Consider the following 21034-nt stretch of genomic DNA (forward strand, 5'->3'; position numbering starts at 1 on the left):
GACAACTATAAATAGATATATTGAAATGGGTGTAGATTTAACGAAAGATCAAATTGGATGGTTGAAAAAAACGTTAAAGTGGAGGATGAAAGTAAGACCACTTTTCGCTATAATGAGGACATCAGGGCTTCTAATAAATATAAAATGGGGTAATCACAATGAACATGTACATCTACTATGCGATATTCTCGCTTATCTTGTTATTTGGATTGGTAACAACCTTTATGATCGGTTTTTCACGTAAAAACAGGGAAGGCGACACCACGTATTTTCAGAAAACCGGGGTCAAATGGGCACGTCTCACTTCCTTCTATGTCGTTTCGATTGCAGCAGGTTTACTAGCGTTGGTGGCTTATATCGTGTATTTAATCCGATAAAATGGACCGTATCTTTGCGCTTTTTGGCAAAGATGCGGTCTTTTTTTGTTGGCTCGACGAATCGTGAGGCTGAAACGCCTCACGCAACTACGCAAGTCGTAGACGATAGTATGTTCCAAAATGATGAACATAAAGGATCCTCTTCCCACTACCATACTTGTATGGTAGTATGGTAATGACAATTGGATGTGGGAGGTGAATCACAACTTTGAAAATCAAACCAATGATAAGCACGACGCGCGATGCCGTTTATCATGCTCTGAAAGAGCAAATTCTTATGCTGGATTTGCTGCCGGGAACAGGTATTTCGGAGAAGGAGATCTCCGTTCAGTTTGGTGTGAGCCGAACGCCGGTGCGTGAGAGCTTCGTTCAGTTATCGCAAGAAGGGCTGCTTGATATCTATCCACAGCGCGGTACTGTCGTTTCCCTTATTGATCTGGAGCGCGTAGAGGAAGCGCGTTTTATTCGAGAGCAGCTTGAGCGGGCTGTTATTTCCTTAGCGTGTGAAAGCTTTCCAGCTGATTCCTTGCAGCAGCTCCGTTCCAATCTCGCTTATCAGCAAGTTTCCATGAGCGAGAAGGATTTTAAGATGATGTTTGAATTGGATGAAGCTTTCCATCGGACGATCTTTGAGGGATGCAGAAAGCTGAATACTTGGGCAATCATCCAGCAAGTGAATGTTCATCTGAACCGGACTCGCATGCTCAGACTGGCCGCGGATCACAGATGGGACGAGCTGTATGAACAGCACGAACAGATGGTGGATGCGATTGAACATCACGAAGCCGGAAAGGCTGAACATGTGATGAACACACATCTTCATCTCACGGTTACGGATCAAACCGTATTGAAGGAGAAATTCCCAACGTATTTCAAATAAGGAATAGCAGGAGGCGCTATCTGCAATGAAAATGGTATTTCGCTGGTTTGGAGAAGGCAATGATACGGTAACACTTGAGCAAATCAGGCAAATCCCTGGTGTAGAGGGCATTGTTTGGGCGCTCCACGATGTTCCGGCTGGTGAAGAGTGGCCGATGGATAAAATCCTGCAGGTGAAGAAAGCCGCTGATAAGGCCGGTCTTCATATGAAGGTCGTCGAAAGCGTTAACATTCATGAGGATATCAAGCTCGGGCTGCCTAGCCGCGATCTCTACATAGACAATTATAAGAAAACGATCGTGAAGCTGGCCGAAGTCGGCGTCAAAGTGATCTGTTATAACTTTATGCCCGTTTTTGACTGGGTAAGGACTGATCTGCATAAGGAATTGGAAGATGGATCCACAGCACTCTTTTATGAAAAAGAAAAAGTTGCCCATCTGAATTTGGAGGAACAGGTGCAGCGAATCAATGCCAATCCGAACTTCACAATGCCGGGGTGGGAGCCTGAACGTCTGGGACGTCTGACTGAATTATTCGATGCCTACCGCAATGTGACGGAAGAGCAGCTTTTTGACAATGCCAAATATTTTCTTGAAGCCATCATTCCTTTTGCAGAGAAATATGATATCCGAATGGCGATCCATCCGGATGACCCGCCTTGGCCTATTTTTGGACTACCGCGCATTATTACGGGTCAAGCTAATATTCGCCGCTTCCTGGGACTAGTAGATAGTCCAAATAATGGCCTGACGATGTGCAGCGGATCGCTTGGAGCGAATCCGGCGAATGACATCGTTTCGATTGTGAATGAATTCGCTGATCGTATTCCATTTGCGCATATTCGCAATGTTCGCGTCTACGACAATGGTGATTTCATTGAAACCTCACATCGGACAACAGACGGCACCGTAGATATCGCCGGCATTGTGAATGCGCTGCATGAGAATGACTATGAAGGATTTTGCCGTCCGGATCATGGACGACATATTTGGGACGAGCAATGCAGACCCGGTTACGGCCTGTATGATCGTGCGCTTGGCATTATGTATTTATGGGGATTATGGGACGCAAACCGCAGAAAATTACAATCCGGAAGGATGGGGAACTAGACATGAAGGGGATTACGAATTTTCCAGCACTGCAAGGTAAAGTTGTTGTTATTACAGGTGGAGCCGGCGTACTGTGCCGGGTGATGGCTTTGGAACTCGCGCGTCAAGGCGGGCGAATCGCCATTCTGAACCGGACCGTGGAAAAAGGGCAGGAGGTCGTGGCTGAGATTGCCGCAGCAGGCGGTGAAGCGATTGCTTTGTCTTGCGACGTAACGGATGCAGAGAGCGTAACGCAGGCGGCTGAAGCGATTTTGGAGCAGCTCGGACCGTGCGATATCTTGATCAATGGCGCCGGAGGCAATCATGCCAGTGCGAATACGACGAACGAAACGTTCAAGCTGGAAGACTTGGCGAATCCGGATATTCAGACCTTCTATGACCTAAGCGTGACAGGATTCCGTAATGTGCTTGACTTGAACTTTGTCGGAACGTTGATTCCGACACAGATTTTTACCAAACAAATGATCGGCAGACAAGACGCCACCGTCATCAATATTTCGTCCATGAGCGCTCCGTCGCCGATGACGAAAGTTCCGGCTTACAGCGCTGCTAAAGCCGCTATTGATAACTTCACACAGTGGTTAGCCGTGCATTTGGCGGAAAGCGGCATTCGTGTCAATGCGATTGCACCGGGCTTTTTCTTGACGAAGCAGAACGAGAAACTGCTGTTGAAGGAAGACGGCACACTCACGGATCGTTCGCACAAAATCATTACCCATACGCCGATGCGCCGATTCGGGAAACCCGAAGATCTGCTCGGCACGCTGCTTTGGTTGACGGACCCTAACATGTCCGGCTTCGTAACCGGCGCGACCATTCCGGTGGATGGCGGATTCATGGCGTATTCGGGCGTATAGGAAATTTGCTGCTCTCGTATGGGCGGTTGCTCCCTGGCAGGGGAACTATAGGGCGCTATTTCATTGAAATAGGCCCTATTTCATGTGGACGGGAACTGTGGGCTGCTATTTATCCGTTTTCTTAAAGAAAACAGGATGAGGTTGTCAAATAATGCCCTGTAGCTCCACTTGAACACGTAAACGGGCTTCCTTCGTTTGAATAGCGCCCTGTAGTTCCTCAAAGGCGTATCGTTGCAATTATCCCACTTTGAAAAAATTATTTTAGCGCGTGCAACCTTTTTTGAAACAGCTCCGTTTAATAGGTAACTCGAAAGGGTGATAAAAAATAACTTGTTAAAAGGAGAATAGTTACTGTGAAAAAATTAGCTACTGCTGCGCTATCTACTGTTATATTGGGAGCATTATCATTTAATACTGCATTTGCCTTCTCGGATGTTGAAAATGGACAAGCCGAGGCGATTAATGCACTACGTGATCGTGGTGTTGTAAGTGGTATTGATCACGAACATTTTGCTCCAAAAGGAAAAATCAGCTATGCGCAATCCGTACAAATCATTGTCAAAGGTTTGGATCTGAACTTGGATTTGCTTCGTTTCATCAAGCAGCCACTTGCTTCTGATTTCTATACAAACGTTCAGAATGATTCTTGGTATGCCGAAGCGTTCATCATCGCTCATTACAACGGTGTAGATCTTCCGAAAGATGTGAATCCGAATGCAAGTATTACACGTGAGCAATTCGGGGCGCTGCTCATGACTGCGCTTGAGAAAAAAGGCAATTTCCCGCTGATTAACATCAAACCGGCGGACATTAAGGATGCAGATCAAATTACACCGGAGTATCAAGGTGCTCTGCAGCGTATGCTCGCTTATAAAATTGCCGCGCTTGATAACAACGGCAAGCTAAGCCCGAAAGCGGAAATTACACGCGGCGAAGCAGCGACATGGGTATATAACGCAAGCAAAGTGTTGGACGCGCATACTCAGGTTCCAGCGCCAACAGAAACCGTTGCCGTTAATGTTGAGAAAGTTTCCGATGAGGTTAACAAGGTGACATTGTCTCGTGAAACGAAACCAACCGGGGGATATGGGATTGAAATTACCGGAATCCAATTTGGAGCAGACGGCAATGCCGTTATTTCTTACAAACTGGTCGATCCAGAGCCGAACTCCATGAACGCTCAAATGATTACGGAACCGAAAGCGGTCACGTATGTCTCTTCCAAATACAAAGCTGTAGCTGAGCCAGCTGCAAAATAATAAAAAGTGCTTCCTCGTCATGGGTGATGAGAGAAGCACTTTTTTTATTGTAAATGGAGAGGTCGGAGCGATTTTTTCCGGAGTGTTGCAGGAGCGAGACCGGTCGTTTTTTTAAACAAATTTTGAAAGGCTGTGACGCTCTCATACCCGACCAATCGAGCGATTTGTTCCACAGAGAACTCGGTCGTGATCAAATAACGGCGAGCCGCATGGATGCGCTGGCGGATGGCAAATTGAATCGGGCTCTCCCCGTAAGCATCTCGAAACAAGTGGCTTAGATGCGAGGGGCTCAGGTAAACGTGGTCAGCAATTTGCTTGATTGTGAGGGGTTCATGGTACCGCTCTTCGATGTATCGTCTTGCTTTTGTAATAGCGGTTTGCGAGGACAGGCGCGCTGTTTTCCCAGTAGCATAATGTTTCGTTCGGTGAACTTCCAACAGAAGCAGCTCCAGCAGCAAGCCACTGGAAGTTAACGCCTCCGACCAGCCTTCGTTCACCTCATCACAGAGCTCTTGAAAGAGATGTTTTATCCGCTCAACATTTGAGCTTACAGAGAATACCGGTTGTTCATCCTCCTCCAAGAGGTAATTCGCCGGCAATCCTTCCACCTGAAGAGAGTGAACTCCCGCATAATAAAAAGAAAAGGGGGCTTGGATTCGCGACCGCTCTTCGTGCCATACCAGGGGATGAAAGATGACCATATCTCCGGCCCGTGCTTCATAATGTTTCCCGTCAATCCAATAGTCTGCTGCTCCTTCAGCTATAAAGAGTATCTCCATTATGGCTTCATGACGGTGCAGGGGAAAATAACAGCTTTCTCCGGCTTTGCGATGAAAAGCGATCGCGCCTTCCAAGACCGGCCGCTTAAAGAAAATAGGGCTCATTTTCCACCTCTTTTTGCAAGAATGAATAGGTTTACCACAGCTCTTAGAGTCGATTATTCCTTATGAATAACTTAGCATATAAGTATCAAATGGAACAATGACTCAGGAGGTGCTTGCATGAATTCAAATACGACTATTCACAAGATTGAAGAGGCTTTGTTGGCTTTGGGTGTTACAGACGACCTATTAACAGCTGAGGAGAAGAAGAGTCTCGATGAGAAAGGCTTTGTCTTGTTTAGCGGGATGTTGAACGCAGAGGAGCTTGAATCGTTTCGGGCCAAGTATGAAGAGTTGATGGACATAGAGGGGATGAACGCGGGGAAAGAGGTTCATCAGGAGGAAGGGACACGTAGGCTCTCCGACTTGGTGAATAAAGGCGAATGCTTCGACCGGGTCTATACGCATCCGAAGCTATTGGCTGCCATCTATCATGTGTTGCAGCGGGAATTCATGCTCTCCTCGCTGAACGCGCGTGATGCCATTCCTGGCGCAGGATTGCAGGCGCTGCACGCCGATTGGGGCGCACGCAAAGAGCACGAGCCGTTCCACGTGTGCAATTCGATCTGGCTTATCGATGACTTCACGCCAGATAATGGAGCTACCCGCGTCGTACCTGGAACGCATAAATTGCCTGGCTATCCGCATGAGTACGGCGTCGATTCCCTTGCGCCCCACCCGCAAGAGGAGTTGATTGTCGCGCCTGCCGGGTCCGTCGGCGTCTTCAATTCGCACCTCTGGCATGGCGGCACGCTGAACCAAACAGCCAAGACGCGGCGTGCTCTTCATGCGTATTTCACGGCTAGAGAACACAAACAGCAGCTTGACCAGGCTGCATATATTCGCAAGAGGACTTATGACCGAATAAGCCCTGCTGCGCGTTATATATTGAATGTATAAGTACATTCATTTCAACAGAAAAAGACCTGACGGATGAAACGTAATCCGCTAGGTCTTTTTCACAATCTGCGAGCCTTCCCAAGCACTACCGATGTTCGATAAGGTCAATAGCCCCCAGAACGACATGAGCCAGGCCAAATCCGAGCACACCAGTTGCTGCAAGCTTATACTTGCTACCTAGTAAGGAAGCAGCAGAAGCCGTTACGACAGTTCCAAGAACAGCAGGGATCAAACCTTCACGCATGTGTATCACTCCCACCAGTTTATTTGGAAAGACAAAGCTTATTTTAGAACAAAAGAAAGGAAATTATCCGTCTAGAAGTGATGGTGATCCTTGGAGCTAACTATTCAAAAAAACGGTTGCAAAAGCAGGAAGATCAACTTATGATAATAATTGAATTCATGAAATTACTTATTGATTAATAAAATTATTAATTTAAGGAGCGAATTTCTTTGACCAACCGGATAACTGTTAATGCCGATCGCGCGAAAGGCACGATTAATCGCAATATTTACGGACATTTTTCCGAGCATTTGGGACGATGCATTTACGAAGGTTTGTGGGTGGGTGAAGATTCAGAAATTCCTAACACGAAAGGGATTCGGAATGATGTCGCCGCTGCGTTAAAAAAGATGAAAATCCCGGTATTACGCTGGCCAGGCGGCTGCTTCGCAGACGAATACCACTGGAAGGACGGTATCGGTCCGAAAGAAAACCGGAAACGAATGATTAATACTCACTGGGGCGGCGTGGTGGAAAATAATCATTTTGGGACACATGAATTTATGATGCTCTGTGAGATGCTGGAATGCGAGCCGTATATCAACGGCAATGTAGGAAGCGGAACCGTTCAAGAGATGGCTGATTGGGTCGAATATTTGACCTTCGAAGGTGTGTCGCCTATGGCTGAATTGCGCGAGGCAAACGGCAGACCGGAACCGTGGAAAGTGAAATATTTCGGAGTGGGCAATGAGAATTGGGGCTGCGGAGGGAATATGCGGCCTGAATATTACGCCGATCTGTACCGCCAATTTCAGACCTATGTCCGTAATTATGGCAGCAACCGTGTACATAAAATTGCTTGTGGGCCGAACACAGACGACTATCATTGGATGGAAACGCTCATGAAGCAGGCTCACCGTTTTATGGATTCAATTACGCTGCATTATTACACGGTTCCCGGTGATTCCTGGCAGGAAAAAGGGGCGGCAACCGGCTTCCCTGAAGAGATGTGGCGCGTCACTTTGAAGAAAGCCCTGTTCATGGAAGAGCTGATTAGCAAGCATTCCGCCATTATGGATCAGTATGATCCGGACAAGCGAATCGGGCTGCTCGTTGATGAGTGGGGGACATGGCACGATGTAGAGCCGGGAACGAATCCAGGTTTTCTGTATCAGCAGAATACGATTCGTGATGCGCTAGTCGCCGGGATTTCGCTGAACATTTTTAATGAACATTGTGATCGCGTACAGATGGCAAACATCGCTCAGCTGGTGAATGTGCTGCAAGCTGTGATCCTTACCGAAGGCGAGAAAATGGTGCTTACGCCAACTTATCATGTATTCGACATGTATAAAGTTCACCAGGATGCGCAGCTGTTGGATGTTCATCAGTCCATTACAGAGCTTGGCGAGGGGAAACAGGCCATTCCACAAATCTCCGTTTCGGCTTCCAAAGATGAAGAGGGCCGGGTACACATCAGCCTTTGCAATCTGGATCATCAAACTAGCGCAAAAGTGGAGGTCGAGCTGCGCGGCTTGGTCGGCAAATTTGTATCTGTGAAAGGTACAACATTAACTTCAGACACAATCGACGGCCACAACACCTTCGAAGAGACAGATCAAGTATCGCCAACGGAATTCACTGCGTTCAACCTGATCGATCAGGTGATCCATGCGGAGCTTCCTCCGATGTCCGTCACTGTTTTGGCATTGACCGCGGAGTAAGAGTTCATGCTTGAGAATCGCCAGTGCAAAGGATGCCGCGAGGATTTCAAGATTACAGATGTGCAAATTGATAAGATGCTGCAAGCACCTATGTTTCAGTCTGCAGAAGCTTGCGTCCCCGATTCGGTGTACCGTGAGCGGTTAAGCCGGTGCAGCGAGTGTCCTAAGCTCACTCTGGGGCATACGTGCTCGTTATGCGGATGTATTGTGCGAATTGCCGCCAAGCTGCGGGATAAGAGCTGCCCGTATCCGGGTGGGACGGGATGGCAGCGATATGAGGCGTAGAGGGGGAGTACGCGTACAAACTCTCAAATAAAATAGGCCATCTGGGAAGTAGTAGGATATCTACTTCCCAGATGGCCTATTCTTTTATTTCTTAATCAACTTCAATTGGACGGCCTGCTCTTCGGTCAAAATGAATTCCTCTTTGGGCCAAATCTCTTCATTTTTATCCCGACCGAAGAGACGTAAAATCTCATTCCACACACCTTTTTCAATGGCTTCCGCGGCTGAAATCATGATTTTCACATCAATCGCCTCCAAATGTTGTTTCTATACTTCTACTAACTCGTTTTGCAGGATATGCTGCTCTCCCCAGGCGCACATGGCATCGAGGATCGGCTTGAATGACCAACCATACGGTGTTAAGGAATAGACAACCTTGGGTGGTACTTGCTCATAGCTCGTTCTTTTCACCATTCCGTCCTGCTCAAGCTCGCGCAGCTGCTGCGTGAGCATTTTCTGCGTGATATCAGGCATCAATCTTTTTAATTCGCTTGTACGTTTGTCGCCTTTATCCAAATGGCATAAAATGACGACCTTCCATTTGCCGCCGATTACATCAAGCGTAGCTTCAACGGGAACATTATAGGGCATAGTTTACCTCCGTATTTAGGGTAGGAACTTTTAAGTGCCTATAGTACTTTGGAGTATCTATAGTACTTCAAAGTGCGTACTTATCAAATAGTCCTTGTGATCCTATAATAACACTCAGACAACAAAAGTAAAGTGTTGCTGCAGGTCACATACATTTAAATAGGAGGATATTTATGAGTCAAACTATCGCACCAGCTGCTTCTATACAGAAAGATAAGCTGCTTACTGGGAAATGGGCGCTCCTTGCGCTGGCCATCAGCGCGTTCGGGATTGGGACGACAGAATTCGTTCCCGTTGGTCTTCTAGCATCGGTCGCCGATGATTTGCACATCGGGATTACGCTTGCCGGACTTCTGATCTCCGGTTACGCCATCGGGGTTGCAATTGGCGCGCCAATCCTGACTGCACTCACAAACCGGATGAACCGCAAGACATTACTCATGCTTCTCATGGTCATTTTCATTGTAGGAAATATCGCTGCCGCGCTTTCCACATCATTTTCACTTCTGCTCATTGCTCGCTTTATAACTGCCTTTTCGCATGGTGTCTTTTTCTCGATCGGCGCGACGATTGCTGTCCAGTTAGTTCCACCGCAGAAAAAAGCCAGCGCCATTGCCTTAATGTTCACTGGACTGACAGTCGCAACGGTTACCGGGGTACCACTGGGAACGTTTATCGGCCAAACGTTAGGTTGGAGAGCGACGTTCTGGGGCGTCGCATTGCTTGGTGTTATTGCTATCATTTCGATTGCAGCATTAATTCCCAAAAATTTAAAACAATCGCCTCCTGCTAAGTTTTCGGATATGCTCCGTTTGGTCACGAACTCCCGATTGATTCTGGGGTATGCCATCACAGCGCTTGGATATGGAGGAACATTTGTTGCCTTCACATATTTAACCCCAATTTTACAAGATGTAACAGGACTTAATGCGAGAGTCGTTTCTATCGTGCTGCTTGTCTACGGGGTTGCGGTAGCGATCGGTAACTCGGTCGGTGGAAAATGGGCGAATCACAATCCGCTTCGTGCCTTGTTCTGGATGTTCATTGTACACGCGGCAATTCTGATCGTGTTGACGTTTTTGCTGCCATTCAAAGTGGCAGGTTTGATTGGTGTCTTCTTGATGGGGCTGCTTGCGTTCATGAACGTGCCAGGTCTTCAGTTAAATATCGTTCAACTTGCTGAAAAATATGTACCATCCGCTGTTGACGTTGCTTCCGCTTTGAATATCGCGGCTTTCAACGTCGGGATTGCTATAGGCTCTTTGATTGGTGGCGTGGTTGTCGACACGATCGGACTGCAGCAAACACCATGGATTGGCGGTTTAATGGTCTTGGTAGCTGTTATTCTCACAGCCGTTTCAGCCAAATTGGAGCGAAAAAAAGTACAGGCATAAATCTAACAATTCAGGATAAAATATCCATAGAACTCACTTGCAAAGGATGAAATCTGTGGATCAAACAATGACCTTATATGAAAAAATTGGCGGAGAGCCCGCGATTGCTAAAGTAGTGGATTATTTTTATGAACTTATTTTAGCTGATGATACGGTGAATGAGTTTTTTAAAAACACGGACATGGAGAAACAACGCAAGCATCAAACCAAATTTATCTCCTTTGCTTTAGGTGGCCCGAATCAATATTCGGGTTTCTCGATGGCTAGAGCCCATAAGGGAATGAATTTACAGCCGGTGCATTTTAATGCCGTTGCCAACCATCTCTCCGAAGCTCTTGCACATTTTGAAGTGTCCAAACCTGATATTGATCAAGTAATTACGCATGTTGCTTCACTCAAAGACGATATCCTTTATAAGTAGCCAGATTTGAGGTTAAAATGAGAAGGGGACTGTCCATAATCATGGACAGTCCCTTTTTCATAAGGTTTAATCGCTTTACTTATGAATCCAAATCAAGCCGGCAGAATTATCTTTGGCTTCGCCGATGACCCGGAACTTCAATCCGAATTTCGGCACCAAGCGGCCCGCATCTGGAATCAACTCATTCGAGTACAATTTGGCATCGGAGAATTCCTCAACACCAGGCAAAGATTTGTAATTATATTCGCCTCTCGTCTCATTGTTGACGTACCATGCCGGTGTTTTATCCAGCGAAAAGGCGGCATCCGCAACTTGATAACGGGTTGTTTGCGAAACGGAATCTTGTCCGTCTTTCTTGAACACCAGTGCCGCAGCATGCGAGTCTACAACGCCGAGGAAGCCTTGGCCGGGATGAACACCCACCCAGTTATCCAGGTAACTGTCATCGGCATACCAAACGACAAGTCCTGTATTGTACTTGACACCGCGACTGAACGCCAGAGCTTTGTCAGCTCCTTCGTAGTTTCTCCACTCCAGATAATAGTAGTGCTTCTTGAATTCCATCCCGTTCGATTGAACGAAGCCGTCCAGTTTAAAAGCGGAAGCTCCCTCAGCGTCATCGGAGAAGGCAACTTTCCCATCAACGGTTAATTTGGCGTTATCCATGGCAAAGCCGTTCAGAGCCAGCCCGCCATCGGTCACATAGTCAAAGTTCAGCGTCACTTTTTTGCCAATGAATGGCGCTAAATTGTAGGACTTGTCCACCCATGCCCCATTCGAGGTTTCTGCGCGTGCGTCTCCGTTCGTATCATTGTCTCCAATGACATCGAGCGTTACTTCTTGACCATCATAGGTAGCCGCAGTTACCGTCAGATAGTCGTATTCGAATTCAACCTCATACAACGTTTTGAAATCAAATGTCGCAGTTTGCGCATTGGTTAAATCAAATTCCGGCGTCGATAGAGTCGTATGCAGGTTATCGCCTTTTGTACTGTAATAGTAGCGGGAGCCAAAAGCGGGTTGAATGCCTTGGACGGCTTTATCCGGCAAATTGACTTTGACGATTCCTGGATTTTTCGACTTCGTTACGCTTTGATCAATGATGGCCGCCTTACCTATTTGGTTTATGTCCGAAGCGTTGACCTCGGTGACATTGGCCCAGTTGCCGCCCATCGTTTTCTGGAAGAAATCCTTATTTTGCGGTGAAAAAGAGGTCGGAGTCGTACCGGCAATATTTCCGTTCCAGCTGCCGCCGCTCATAATGGACCAAGAAGCAATCGGCTCGCCTTGTCCGGTATATTGGGTGTCGTACTCATCCGGCAATCCCAAATCATGCCCGAATTCATGAGCGAATACGCCGACAGCGCCGTCCTCCGGCTGTATCGTATAATCGTAAGCGGCCATTTTGCCGCCCCAATAACTGACGGGGGTTGAGGTTCCCGCAATCGGGTACACGCCATCTAGGGTCCAACGATGGGACCAAATGGCATTGTCGCCTAAGGCGCCGCCGCCGGCTTCTTGCCCCGTACCCGCATGGATGACCATGAGATGGTCGACCAAACCGTCGGGTTCATTTTGATTACCGTCGCCATCCAGGTCGTACAAATCGAATTTATCATAATCAGCCAAGTTAATGCCTTTGGCAACAGCGGCGTTAAGCGCATCTTTGACGAGGTCGCGAGGACCAAGCGGGGCTAGGTTATCATGCCCGCCAGCGGGATTATCGTCTCCGTACTGAGCGGCAGTGCCGGGAACCGTTAACCAGTCGGAGACGTAGCCATCAACCGTATAGCTGCCGCCGGACTGCTCTTCGTAGTATTGTTTAAAGGTTTGAATTTTCGATCCATCGAACAATTTAAAATCTTTATCGCCAAACATAAGTTTACGATAATGCTCCGGACTGAAGTCTTTGGCGTACATGAAACCTGGTTCTTGTTTCACATTGTTATGTTTTACGTCTGCAAATTCGGTCAACAGCACAAGGACTTTGTCCTCTCGAACAGGGCCGCTATAGCGATCTTGCTTGGCGGATGGAATAGGGATGCCGTTGCCGTTTCCAATCTTGAGATTATCCATGCCATGGTTCATTTGCGATAATAGCTTAACTTTTTGCTTCGCGACAAAATCTTTCGACTTTTTGTCCATTTCATCATGCAGACTGTTTTTCTGATCCGTTTTGGCGTTTACCAGTTTCTTATTTTTGACAGATAAATAGCTTTTTACTGCTTTGGATATTTGTTCGGGTGTAGCGTTTTTGTTTAAAAGACCACGATCCATTAGCCCCTTGGCCAGACGTTCGTCGTTCACGATCATCGCATCGATCGGTGGTGCATCCAGTGCATCCAGTGCTTCCGAGTAGTCGATTTCTGCCGCAGATGCCGTGGTTGCAAAAAGTCCTACCGTTAAACTTGTTGCGAAAAACACGTTCGTCATTTTCATGATGGTCTTATTCAATCATCAAACCTCCTAGTAGATAAATTAATTGACCGTTGTACAGTTAAATTAAATAATAGATTCCCAAATCTAGTAAGTGCTGCTAGACCTACACAATTCGACCTACCACTTATTTCCTTTTTCGACTTTTCCTCCTTTTCGGAACAGTGGAATTTGTAGAATAAAAGAAGATAAAAGAGGTTAATTTATCCAAAAAAGGTTTTTCAGGAGGCTGTTATTATGTCGTTCGACCCAAGTAAGGACCCATTCCCGCAGTTTCCCAAATCGGTTTGGCTAAGCGAGACAGAGATGCCAACTTATCCAAAGCTAGCAAACGACATGGAAGCTGACGTGGCTGTGGTAGGTGCAGGCATCACGGGGGTGACAACCGCTTATTTGCTTGCGAGCAAAGGGTTTAAAGTTGTCCTTGTTGATGCAGGCAAAATTGCAAACGGCACAACAGGGCACACGACAGCTAAAATCACCGCGCAGCATGATTTGGTTTATGACGAATTTATTTCTCATTTTGGCGAAGAGAAGTCGCGGCTTTATTACGAAGCGAATCGTGACGCTTTGAATTTTATAAAGAAGACGGTCGAAGACCATGCGATCCCTTGCCAGTTCAAGGAAGAGGATGCTTACATCTATACCATTGAGGAAGCGAATGTGGCGAAGATAGAGGCTGAAAGCAAAGCATACGAGAAGCTTGGAATCCCTGGAGGTTATTTGGCGCAAGTAGGGCTGCCGTTCCAGACCCAGGCGGCGATTGTGATGAAAAATCAGGCGCTGTTCGATCCAATTCTCTTTTTGAAACATATCGCGCAAACGTTCATTCAGCTTGGCGGAAAAATATTTGAACAAACGACCGTTGTTGGTGTGGACAAAGGAACTCCGGCAACCTTGAAGACTAGCGAAGGTTTTCATATTAAATGCAACTTTGTCGTGTCGTCTTCCCATTTTCCGTTTAATGATCGAAATGGTTTTTATTTTGCAAGGCTGCACGCCGAGAAATCATATGCTCTTGCGGCTAAAACCGAAATAAGTCTAGCTGGCGGCATGTATATCAACGCGGATACACCTGCACGTTCGCTTCGCACGGTGATGGTGAATGAGGAGGAACTGCTGCTAATAGGCGGAGAGAGCCACAAGACGGGACAAGGGGTTTGTACGTTCCAGTATTACGAGGCGCTGCGGCAGTTTGGCGTTGAACAATTCAACTTGCAGGAAGTCAGGTATCATTGGTCGGCACAAGATTTGTTAACCCTCGACAAGCTGCCTTATATTGGGCGGGAGGTCTCTGATGAGCCGAACATTTTGATCGCAACTGGCTTTAAAAAGTGGGGAATGACCACCAGTGTCGCGGCGGCTATCCTCAATACAGCCCTCATAGCAGGTGAGAAAAGTCCCTATGAAGAGCTCTTTGCGCCATCAAGGTTTCATGCGGACCCTATGATCAAAACCTTTATCATGTCAAATGCCAATATCGCCAAACATCTGATAGCCGGGAAGTTCGATATCGTCCATCGTCAAGCAGAGGGGCTGCAAAATGACGAAGGCGCAGTAGTTCGAGTGAATGGGAAGCGTGCAGGCGCCTACCGGGATACGAGCGGAGAGCTTCATGTTGTGGACACGACTTGTACGCATATGGGCTGTGAGGTCGAGTGGAACGAGGCGGAAAGATCCTGGGATTGCCCGTGTCATGGCTCTCGATTTTCTTATACGGGCACAGTAATCGAAGGCCCAGCCAAACAACCGCTAACTCAGGTGGAAGTGCCCGATCAAAAAAAATAACAATTTCTCCCCGTTTGTTCGGTATAATATAGGCAACGCTATATGATTTCTGTAAATGGGGGACTGATATGAACATCGCGAAGAAAGTAACGTGGTTGGAACTTTTTTATGACTTGCTGTTTGTAGCAGCCGTGTCTAAGGCAACACATGTGCTGCTGCATGCTGACCACGGGACGATTTCACTGGAGTATATCATCAAATTTGTACTTATTTTTATTCCCATCTGGTGGGCATGGGTAGGGCAAACGCTGTTTAACAACCGATATGGGCAGGACGTCTTCGCTCATCGCATCTACATGATCCTGCAACTGTTTTTTGTACTCATCATGACGTTTAGTTTATCTCCGGATTTTGATCGGTATTACGTCCCTTTTTTTATCGGATACATAGGTTCAAGGGTGTTAACAGCTCTTCAATACTTAGCGATTCATAAAGGGGAAGAATCCCACCGTGCTGCGACGGCGCGATTTCTGGGAACGCGGTTTTGGATCGGTATCGTGATTTCGAGCGCATCCTTATTTTTCGACTCCTGGGTGAGGTATCTGATTCTCTACGCGGGAATTGCCATTGATGTACTTCTACCGGTCATTGGAAGAAGATTCTTGGTACATACGCCAATTAACACGCATCACTTATTGGAGCGGTTTGCCTTATTTACGCTCATTCTATTAGGGGAATCAGTCGTGAGTACGTTGGCTGTTTTACAGAATAGCAATGGGACATGGGCATCGATTTTGTTTGCGGCGCTGGCTTTTATTCTAGTCATTGGGATTTGGTGGCAGTATTTTGAGAATATCGAGCGAAAAGTGGATAAGGCGCTGCAAACGGCCGGACAAACGATTATTTACGGTCATTTGCTTGTTTATGTATCATTAAGTACAATCGCGGCATCGATTCAGCTGCTATTTTTGAATCAATTGGACTACCACTTTATTTTGGTGATGGTATTTCTCTCCGTTTTGTTGTACTTCATCTCGACGACGATCATTTTTCATCGGTACAGGCATAAGCACCTGCAGCTGAGACCGATTCATTTGGCACTATTTTTAGGAATCCTGGGCGCTTTTTTTGTGATCGACTTGTTTATCGTTGTACCTAACTATGTGATTATGGCTGAAATGGCGCTGTTTTTTCTGGTTTATGCTAGATTAGCAACCCGTTAGTTGTCCAAGCAAACAAGAATTCAAGGGAGGCACCGCTCAATGATTTCATTTCCGAAAATAACGCAAGAAAAGCTGCTTCAGCGACTAGCACATCCTGGCAAAAAAGTCCGCATGGTGCTTGATACGGATACCTATAATGAGATCGACGATCAGTTCGCTGTCGTTTATGCGTTGAAATCCCCTGAGCAGCTGCAGATTGAAGCTTTTTATGCGGCGCCATTTCATAATGAACTATCAGACGGACCAGCCGATGGCATGGAGAAAAGCTACCGAGAATTGCAGAAAATTTCAGCGCTGCTGCCGGAAATGTCCGGTATTCCAATTTACCGCGGATCGACGGGATATTTGCCCGGAGCAGAGACACCGCAAGAAAGCGATGCTGCGAGAAATTTGGTGGAGCGGGCGATGGCCTCTCCTGAGGATGATCCGCTCTATGTCTTGGCGATCGGCGCCATTACGAACGTCGCTTCTGCGATCTTGATCGAGCCGCGCATCATCGAGAAAATCGTCGTCGTCTGGCTCGGGGGACATGCCTTACCTTGGCCTGATACAAAGGAATTCAACCTTGCGCAGGATTTGCACGCTTCACGAACTGTGCTCAATTGCGGCGTGCCGCTCGTGCTAATTCCGTGCATGGGTGTCACTTCGCACTTGCTTACAACGCTGTCGGAAGTACGGGAGTTCGTGAAGGATCAGGGAGAGATTGGCAAGTATCTCTATGAAACGTATGAGAATTGTGCAAAAGACCATTTTGCCTATTCGCGAGTCATTTGGGATATTGCGACGATCGCTTATCTGATCGATGAAAGCTGGCTGCCGAATGAGCTGGTGCACAGCCCGATTCTGTCAGAAGATTTCCGCTACAGCTTCGATGCTTCGCGGCATTTTATTCGTTACATTCACTTTGTTCGGCGTGATCGTGTGTTTAAGGATTTCTTTAGTAAGTTGGGAAGCTGACAGAGGTAAGCGTTTCGGGAATCCCTCCATCCCTTGGATGTGGGGATTTTTTGTGGTGCAGGTGTTCCGGTTTTTCCATCTATGCCATCCGAGGAAATTTGTATGTGAGAGGAGCAAGCTTATGTACTTAGCCGGAATTGATATAGGCACGACATCCATATGTCTCATCGTGACTAACGCTGAGGATGGTCGCGTCGTACGCATGGTGTCCGCCAAAAATGATGCGGATATGCCTTCGAAACAATCTTGGGAACGTACCCAACAAGCGGACAGAGTTGTCCAGTTGGTTCAATCATTAATAGAAGAATGTCGGGATGACTGGGAGGAAGTGCGAGCTATCGGGATCTCCTGTCAAATGCATGGTGTGCTGTATGTAAGCAAAGAAGGCAGGGCAGTTAGCCCGCTCGTGACTTGGCAAGATGGCCGAGGCGAGCTGCTTTTGGAATCAGGCCGATCGTATGCCACTGCGTTAAGTGAACTTACCGGATTTGATTTGCATACCGGATATGGCTTAGTTACCCATTTCTATCTGACCAAAGAGGGAAATCTTCCGATCGGTGCAGTGAAGCTGTGCACGATAGGCGATTATGTGGCCATGCAGCTTTGTGATGAGAAGACACCTCGCATCGACAGCTCCAATGCGGCAAGCATAGGTCTATTCACGCTACCGAACAGGCAATTTGACAAAGATAAGCTAATCGCAGCCGGGATGGATGCTGAATTCCTGCCAGAACTTGTCGACCCTAACACTGTTGCGGGAGATACGGCAGATGGGAAAAAGGTGCTATGGGCAATCGGCGATAACCAAGCCAGCTTCTTAGGAGCGGTACCTTCTTTTCAAGGCACTTTGCTCGTTAATATCGGGACAGGCTCGCAAGTATCCGTCTACTCGCCGGCATATATCGAGAGTCCACATCTGGAAACACGTCCATTCATGGATGGCGGGTATTTGCTTGTGGGAGCTTCGCTCAGCGGTGGGAAATCGTATGAGCTGCTTGAGCAATTTTTTCGTGAGGTTTGCCGCACATTCGGTTTACTGGATGATAGAAGCTTCTATGAAACTATGAATCGACTGGCAGAAGAATCGCTCATAGAGTCAGTGCCTACCCTCAAGGTAGGGACCCAGTTTTACGGAACCAGAGAGCATCCGCATAGGACGGGGAGTATCGAGGGGATCAGTCCGAATAATTTTAATCCTCAGCAGCTGATTGTCGGCTTTCTTCATGGCATCTTGGATGAATTGGATGGATTTACAAAGTGCCTTCCGGCAGAGCTACTTGAGCCGTTAACAACATTGGCCGTATCCGGTAATGGGATACGCAAGAACAGGGCTATGCAGCAGATGGCCCGCATCAAATGGCGATTGCCGCTTATGTTCCCAAGAGTGAAAGAGGAGGCGGCATTTGGTGCTTCTGTTCATGCCGCAGTTGGAAGTGGCCTATATAGCAACTATGCGGAAGCACTTCAAAAGATGCAAGGAAGCGATTCGGATGATCGCTAAACTTGCCAGTAAGCGTGCAGCGTCGGGGGAGCCGTGCTACTGACTCCCCTTTCTTTTAAAACGCGTCACAATAAGCATTATGGGGATGAAAATGGCAGTAAAGTAGATGCCTGTCAAACCATAGAGGTAATTCGTCAATTGCAAGCGGTCATGATCCTTGACAATGAGCTGCCCGGCGATGAACAACACAAGGATGATGATCAAGGATATGCGAGGATTCGCACGAATAGAAAGCTTCAAGCTGTGAGTAGCCGACCACAAACCTAGCGAGATATTGGCCAGCATTTTAATAAACCAAATGGAGATTATCAGATATTCCACTCTCTGCATCAAAGGAAATTCAACAATCGAAATCATATTCAGCGTCGGCCAAATGATGTGAATCATTTGGCCTTGGCTGTAATACATGAAAGCCACGAGGGCGACCAGCATGTACATGCCGATTGCGATAATAATGGAGAACTGAGCCCATTTTTGTGATTTTGCCTGCTGCTCGATGAATGGATACATGACCAAAAGCACTTCAAATCCTAGAAAGTGAGGAAACATGGTTTCGGTAGATTTGAGGATTTGCGCCGTCGAATGATTGAAGACAGGTAGCATGTTTTGCGGATGCAAATAGGGAATAACCATAAGTGTCAGCGGTGCAATAAATAGAAAAATACTGCAAGTTCCCCAGAAGCTTAAGCCAGCTACCGTTCGAAAACCACCAGACACCGTATAATAAATGAGTACAAGCGCAATGAGCGTAAGCGGCATCATTTGCATGTAAGGAAATATCCAAACTTGCACAACTTCCATATAAGTTCTAAATGTACAGAAAGCGCCAAAACTGAAATACAACGTAATGGCTAGGTTAAAAGCAGTCCCAATAAATTTACCGAAATAACGACGGTTAATGGACACAATCGTTGCATCTGCCTGATTGCTGCTCGATAGAATCTTATATATCATCCAAATGATGAGATGAACGGCAGCCGCCGCAATTAAAATAGAAAGCCAAGCGTCATACCCGGCATCTTGAACCAGATCACGCTGAAAATACATCATTCCGGCATCTATCACACTGGAATAAATAATGAAAAAAAGCAGATAAGGAGAAACAGTGAATTTTTTATTGACTTGATGATTCATAGTTGTCGTTTCCCCCTTGTAACGTAAGGCCTCGCTTATAATTCCCCAACACCGCTTTGCTCGACAGACAAATGAACTGTTACTTGTGTCCGCAGCTGCGGGTAAGTGGCATAGAAATCTTTTTCGTTCCAGGTCCTTGTCCGGCTTCTGACGAAATCGCCAAGCCCGATTGGATCAACATTCTTGGACTGGCACAGCGCAATAAAGTCCTGGGCTTCTTCTTCTAAATAGTTGCCTAATTGTCGTTCGAATGCATCCATTTGTTCCTTCGTATTAAAGTGCAACCAGGAAGGGGTGTCTTTGACCATCACTCTGACCCTAACCCCGATCTCGATGATTGGTTCAGGGGTCGATGTATTGTAATGATAATGTACCTTTGAAGCAATGCTTTTCATTAGCACATAATCGTGAATCGTCGAACTGTCGTTATCTGCTTTCATTGGCATAAGTAAATTTCCATTCCGGGAAGTATCCGTCAATAACTTCAGCAGGAAGGCTTCTCGAATGCTCACCTTTGTCACGAATTTATCGTGTTTGAATAACGCTAAACCATCAATTTTCACTGAGCCTCTTTCAACGATGAAGTAGGGCAGGAAAATATCGCGCCCCTCGCCATAATAATTAAATAAGATATGCTTAAAATTCATTTTGGGCAGGTTGCCGTTTTGAATATTCTGATCAACCATCCGCATGAGATAAAGCGATTCCTGGGCTTTATTGGCGACTTCCATCATTTTAGAAGCCTCTGTATCCGTTACGCCCATCTGAATTCTGCTGGCAATCTTCGGATCTCGGCAGAAACCGCTAATCACAGGGCCGATCCCCATCTCCGCATACGGTTTTGAGAAAAGCACCATGCCCATCTGTCCGTATTGAATGGTTTTACTAGTTTTCGTGTTTAACCGGGGGATCATATCAAAACTGGAGTTAGATTTGGTCAGCAGGAGCTGTGAGCTGGCTTTACCTTTTTCCTTATAGCTGGTCGTGATGACCGAGCAAAGCGAGCGATCACCCACCTTATCGTAACCGGCTGTTTGTACAAGCTGTATTTTATTGATGATCTGCTGGTTGCTGCTGCATCCAACGGTAAATACACAGGAAATTAGCGCCATAGCAGCTTTATAGACCATTTACGCACACTCTCCTTTCCAGCGC

General features: G+C 46.8%; 21 protein-coding genes. 14 read left to right on the forward strand and 7 right to left on the reverse strand.

Going from position 1 to position 21034, the window contains the following annotated elements:
* The first annotated feature begins 158 nt into the window (after nt 1-158).
* The 5 genes from RQP52_RS01215 (at nt 159) to RQP52_RS01235 (ending at nt 4481) form a co-directional block, all read left to right on the forward strand.
* On the forward strand, nt 159-377 hold the full coding sequence (locus RQP52_RS01215; protein ID WP_127449381.1) for a hypothetical protein: 219 nt from the start codon (nt 159-161) through the stop codon (nt 375-377).
* A 223-nt stretch (nt 378-600) separates the two neighbouring features.
* Nucleotides 601-1257, forward strand: coding sequence for a GntR family transcriptional regulator (locus RQP52_RS01220; RefSeq protein WP_315950345.1), 657 nt, complete (start codon nt 601-603; stop codon nt 1255-1257).
* Between the two features lie 25 nt (nt 1258-1282).
* Nucleotides 1283-2365, forward strand: coding sequence for a mannonate dehydratase (uxuA, locus tag RQP52_RS01225; RefSeq protein ID WP_315948963.1), 1083 nt, complete (start codon nt 1283-1285; stop codon nt 2363-2365).
* Nucleotides 2366-2367: 2 nt separating this feature from the next.
* The gene (locus RQP52_RS01230; RefSeq protein ID WP_315948964.1) at nt 2368-3222 is read left to right on the forward strand and encodes an SDR family oxidoreductase; all 855 of its coding nucleotides are present in this window, start codon (nt 2368-2370) and stop codon (nt 3220-3222) included.
* Nucleotides 3223-3575: 353 nt separating this feature from the next.
* On the forward strand, nt 3576-4481 hold the full coding sequence (locus RQP52_RS01235) for an S-layer homology domain-containing protein (RefSeq protein ID WP_315948965.1): 906 nt from the start codon (nt 3576-3578) through the stop codon (nt 4479-4481).
* Between the two features lie 44 nt (nt 4482-4525).
* Here RQP52_RS01235 and RQP52_RS01240 read toward each other — a convergent pair whose 3' ends face one another.
* A complete protein-coding gene (locus RQP52_RS01240; protein ID WP_315948966.1) occupies nt 4526-5365 on the reverse strand; it encodes an AraC family transcriptional regulator in 840 nt (279 codons plus the stop codon).
* Between the two features lie 117 nt (nt 5366-5482).
* Here RQP52_RS01240 and RQP52_RS01245 point away from each other — a divergent pair, with 117 nt between their 5' ends.
* A complete protein-coding gene (locus RQP52_RS01245; protein WP_315948967.1) occupies nt 5483-6262 on the forward strand; it encodes a phytanoyl-CoA dioxygenase family protein in 780 nt (259 codons plus the stop codon).
* Between the two features lie 85 nt (nt 6263-6347).
* Here RQP52_RS01245 and RQP52_RS01250 read toward each other — a convergent pair whose 3' ends face one another.
* Nucleotides 6348-6506, reverse strand: a complete 159-nt coding sequence (locus RQP52_RS01250; RefSeq protein ID WP_127449393.1) for an asparagine synthase — start codon at nt 6504-6506, stop codon at nt 6348-6350.
* Between the two features lie 209 nt (nt 6507-6715).
* Here RQP52_RS01250 and RQP52_RS01255 point away from each other — a divergent pair, with 209 nt between their 5' ends.
* Together RQP52_RS01255 and RQP52_RS01260 are read left to right on the forward strand one after the other, a co-directional pair.
* Complete coding sequence (locus RQP52_RS01255; protein WP_315948969.1) at nt 6716-8209, forward strand: alpha-N-arabinofuranosidase; 1494 nt, start codon at nt 6716-6718, stop codon at nt 8207-8209.
* Between the two features lie 6 nt (nt 8210-8215).
* Nucleotides 8216-8494, forward strand: a complete 279-nt coding sequence (locus RQP52_RS01260) for a DUF6171 family protein (protein ID WP_315948971.1) — start codon at nt 8216-8218, stop codon at nt 8492-8494.
* An 84-nt stretch (nt 8495-8578) separates the two neighbouring features.
* On the opposite strand, the gene RQP52_RS01265 is transcribed toward RQP52_RS01260, so the two are convergent.
* Nucleotides 8579-8737 (reverse strand): hypothetical protein, encoded by a 159-nt coding sequence (locus tag RQP52_RS01265; protein WP_315948973.1) that lies wholly within the window; start codon nt 8735-8737, stop codon nt 8579-8581.
* A 24-nt stretch (nt 8738-8761) separates the two neighbouring features.
* Nucleotides 8762-9085 (reverse strand): winged helix-turn-helix transcriptional regulator, encoded by a 324-nt coding sequence (locus tag RQP52_RS01270; RefSeq protein ID WP_127449399.1) that lies wholly within the window; start codon nt 9083-9085, stop codon nt 8762-8764.
* A gap of 173 nt (nt 9086-9258) precedes the next feature.
* Here RQP52_RS01270 and RQP52_RS01275 point away from each other — a divergent pair, with 173 nt between their 5' ends.
* Both RQP52_RS01275 and RQP52_RS01280 read left to right on the forward strand, forming a co-directional pair.
* Nucleotides 9259-10479 carry an MFS transporter gene (locus tag RQP52_RS01275; RefSeq protein WP_315948976.1) on the forward strand — a complete coding sequence of 407 codons (1221 nt, stop codon included), beginning with the start codon at nt 9259-9261 and terminating at the stop codon, nt 10477-10479.
* A 67-nt stretch (nt 10480-10546) separates the two neighbouring features.
* Nucleotides 10547-10900 carry a group I truncated hemoglobin gene (locus tag RQP52_RS01280; protein ID WP_326061799.1) on the forward strand — a complete coding sequence of 118 codons (354 nt, stop codon included), beginning with the start codon at nt 10547-10549 and terminating at the stop codon, nt 10898-10900.
* Between the two features lie 75 nt (nt 10901-10975).
* Here RQP52_RS01280 and RQP52_RS01285 read toward each other — a convergent pair whose 3' ends face one another.
* Nucleotides 10976-13339, reverse strand: coding sequence for an immune inhibitor A domain-containing protein (locus RQP52_RS01285; RefSeq protein ID WP_315950347.1), 2364 nt, complete (start codon nt 13337-13339; stop codon nt 10976-10978).
* A 234-nt stretch (nt 13340-13573) separates the two neighbouring features.
* Between RQP52_RS01285 and RQP52_RS01290 the strand changes: the two genes are divergently transcribed.
* The 4 genes from RQP52_RS01290 to RQP52_RS01305 all read left to right on the forward strand — a co-directional run bounded on the left by RQP52_RS01290 (nt 13574) and on the right by RQP52_RS01305 (nt 18745).
* Nucleotides 13574-15124: an FAD-dependent oxidoreductase gene (locus tag RQP52_RS01290; protein WP_315948981.1), complete on the forward strand. Its 1551-nt coding sequence runs from the start codon at nt 13574-13576 to the stop codon at nt 15122-15124.
* Nucleotides 15125-15192: 68 nt separating this feature from the next.
* Entirely contained in the window at nt 15193-16287 is a 1095-nt protein-coding gene (locus RQP52_RS01295) for a low temperature requirement protein A (protein WP_315948982.1), read from the forward strand.
* Between the two features lie 39 nt (nt 16288-16326).
* Nucleotides 16327-17244 (forward strand): nucleoside hydrolase, encoded by a 918-nt coding sequence (locus RQP52_RS01300; protein WP_315948984.1) that lies wholly within the window; start codon nt 16327-16329, stop codon nt 17242-17244.
* A gap of 121 nt (nt 17245-17365) precedes the next feature.
* Nucleotides 17366-18745, forward strand: a complete 1380-nt coding sequence (locus RQP52_RS01305; protein WP_315948986.1) for a sedoheptulokinase — start codon at nt 17366-17368, stop codon at nt 18743-18745.
* 36 nt (nt 18746-18781) lie between these two features.
* On the opposite strand, the gene RQP52_RS01310 is transcribed toward RQP52_RS01305, so the two are convergent.
* Both RQP52_RS01310 and RQP52_RS01315 read right to left on the reverse strand, forming a co-directional pair.
* Entirely contained in the window at nt 18782-19879 is a 1098-nt protein-coding gene (locus RQP52_RS01310) for a GerAB/ArcD/ProY family transporter (RefSeq protein ID WP_315948987.1), read from the reverse strand.
* Nucleotides 19880-19914: 35 nt separating this feature from the next.
* Nucleotides 19915-21009 carry a Ger(x)C family spore germination protein gene (locus RQP52_RS01315; protein ID WP_315948989.1) on the reverse strand — a complete coding sequence of 365 codons (1095 nt, stop codon included), beginning with the start codon at nt 21007-21009 and terminating at the stop codon, nt 19915-19917.
* Nucleotides 21010-21034 lie beyond the last annotated feature (25 nt).

It is taken from the genome of Paenibacillus violae (genome assembly GCF_032461945.1).
Classification (GTDB): domain Bacteria; phylum Bacillota; class Bacilli; order Paenibacillales; family NBRC-103111; genus Paenibacillus_E; species Paenibacillus_E violae.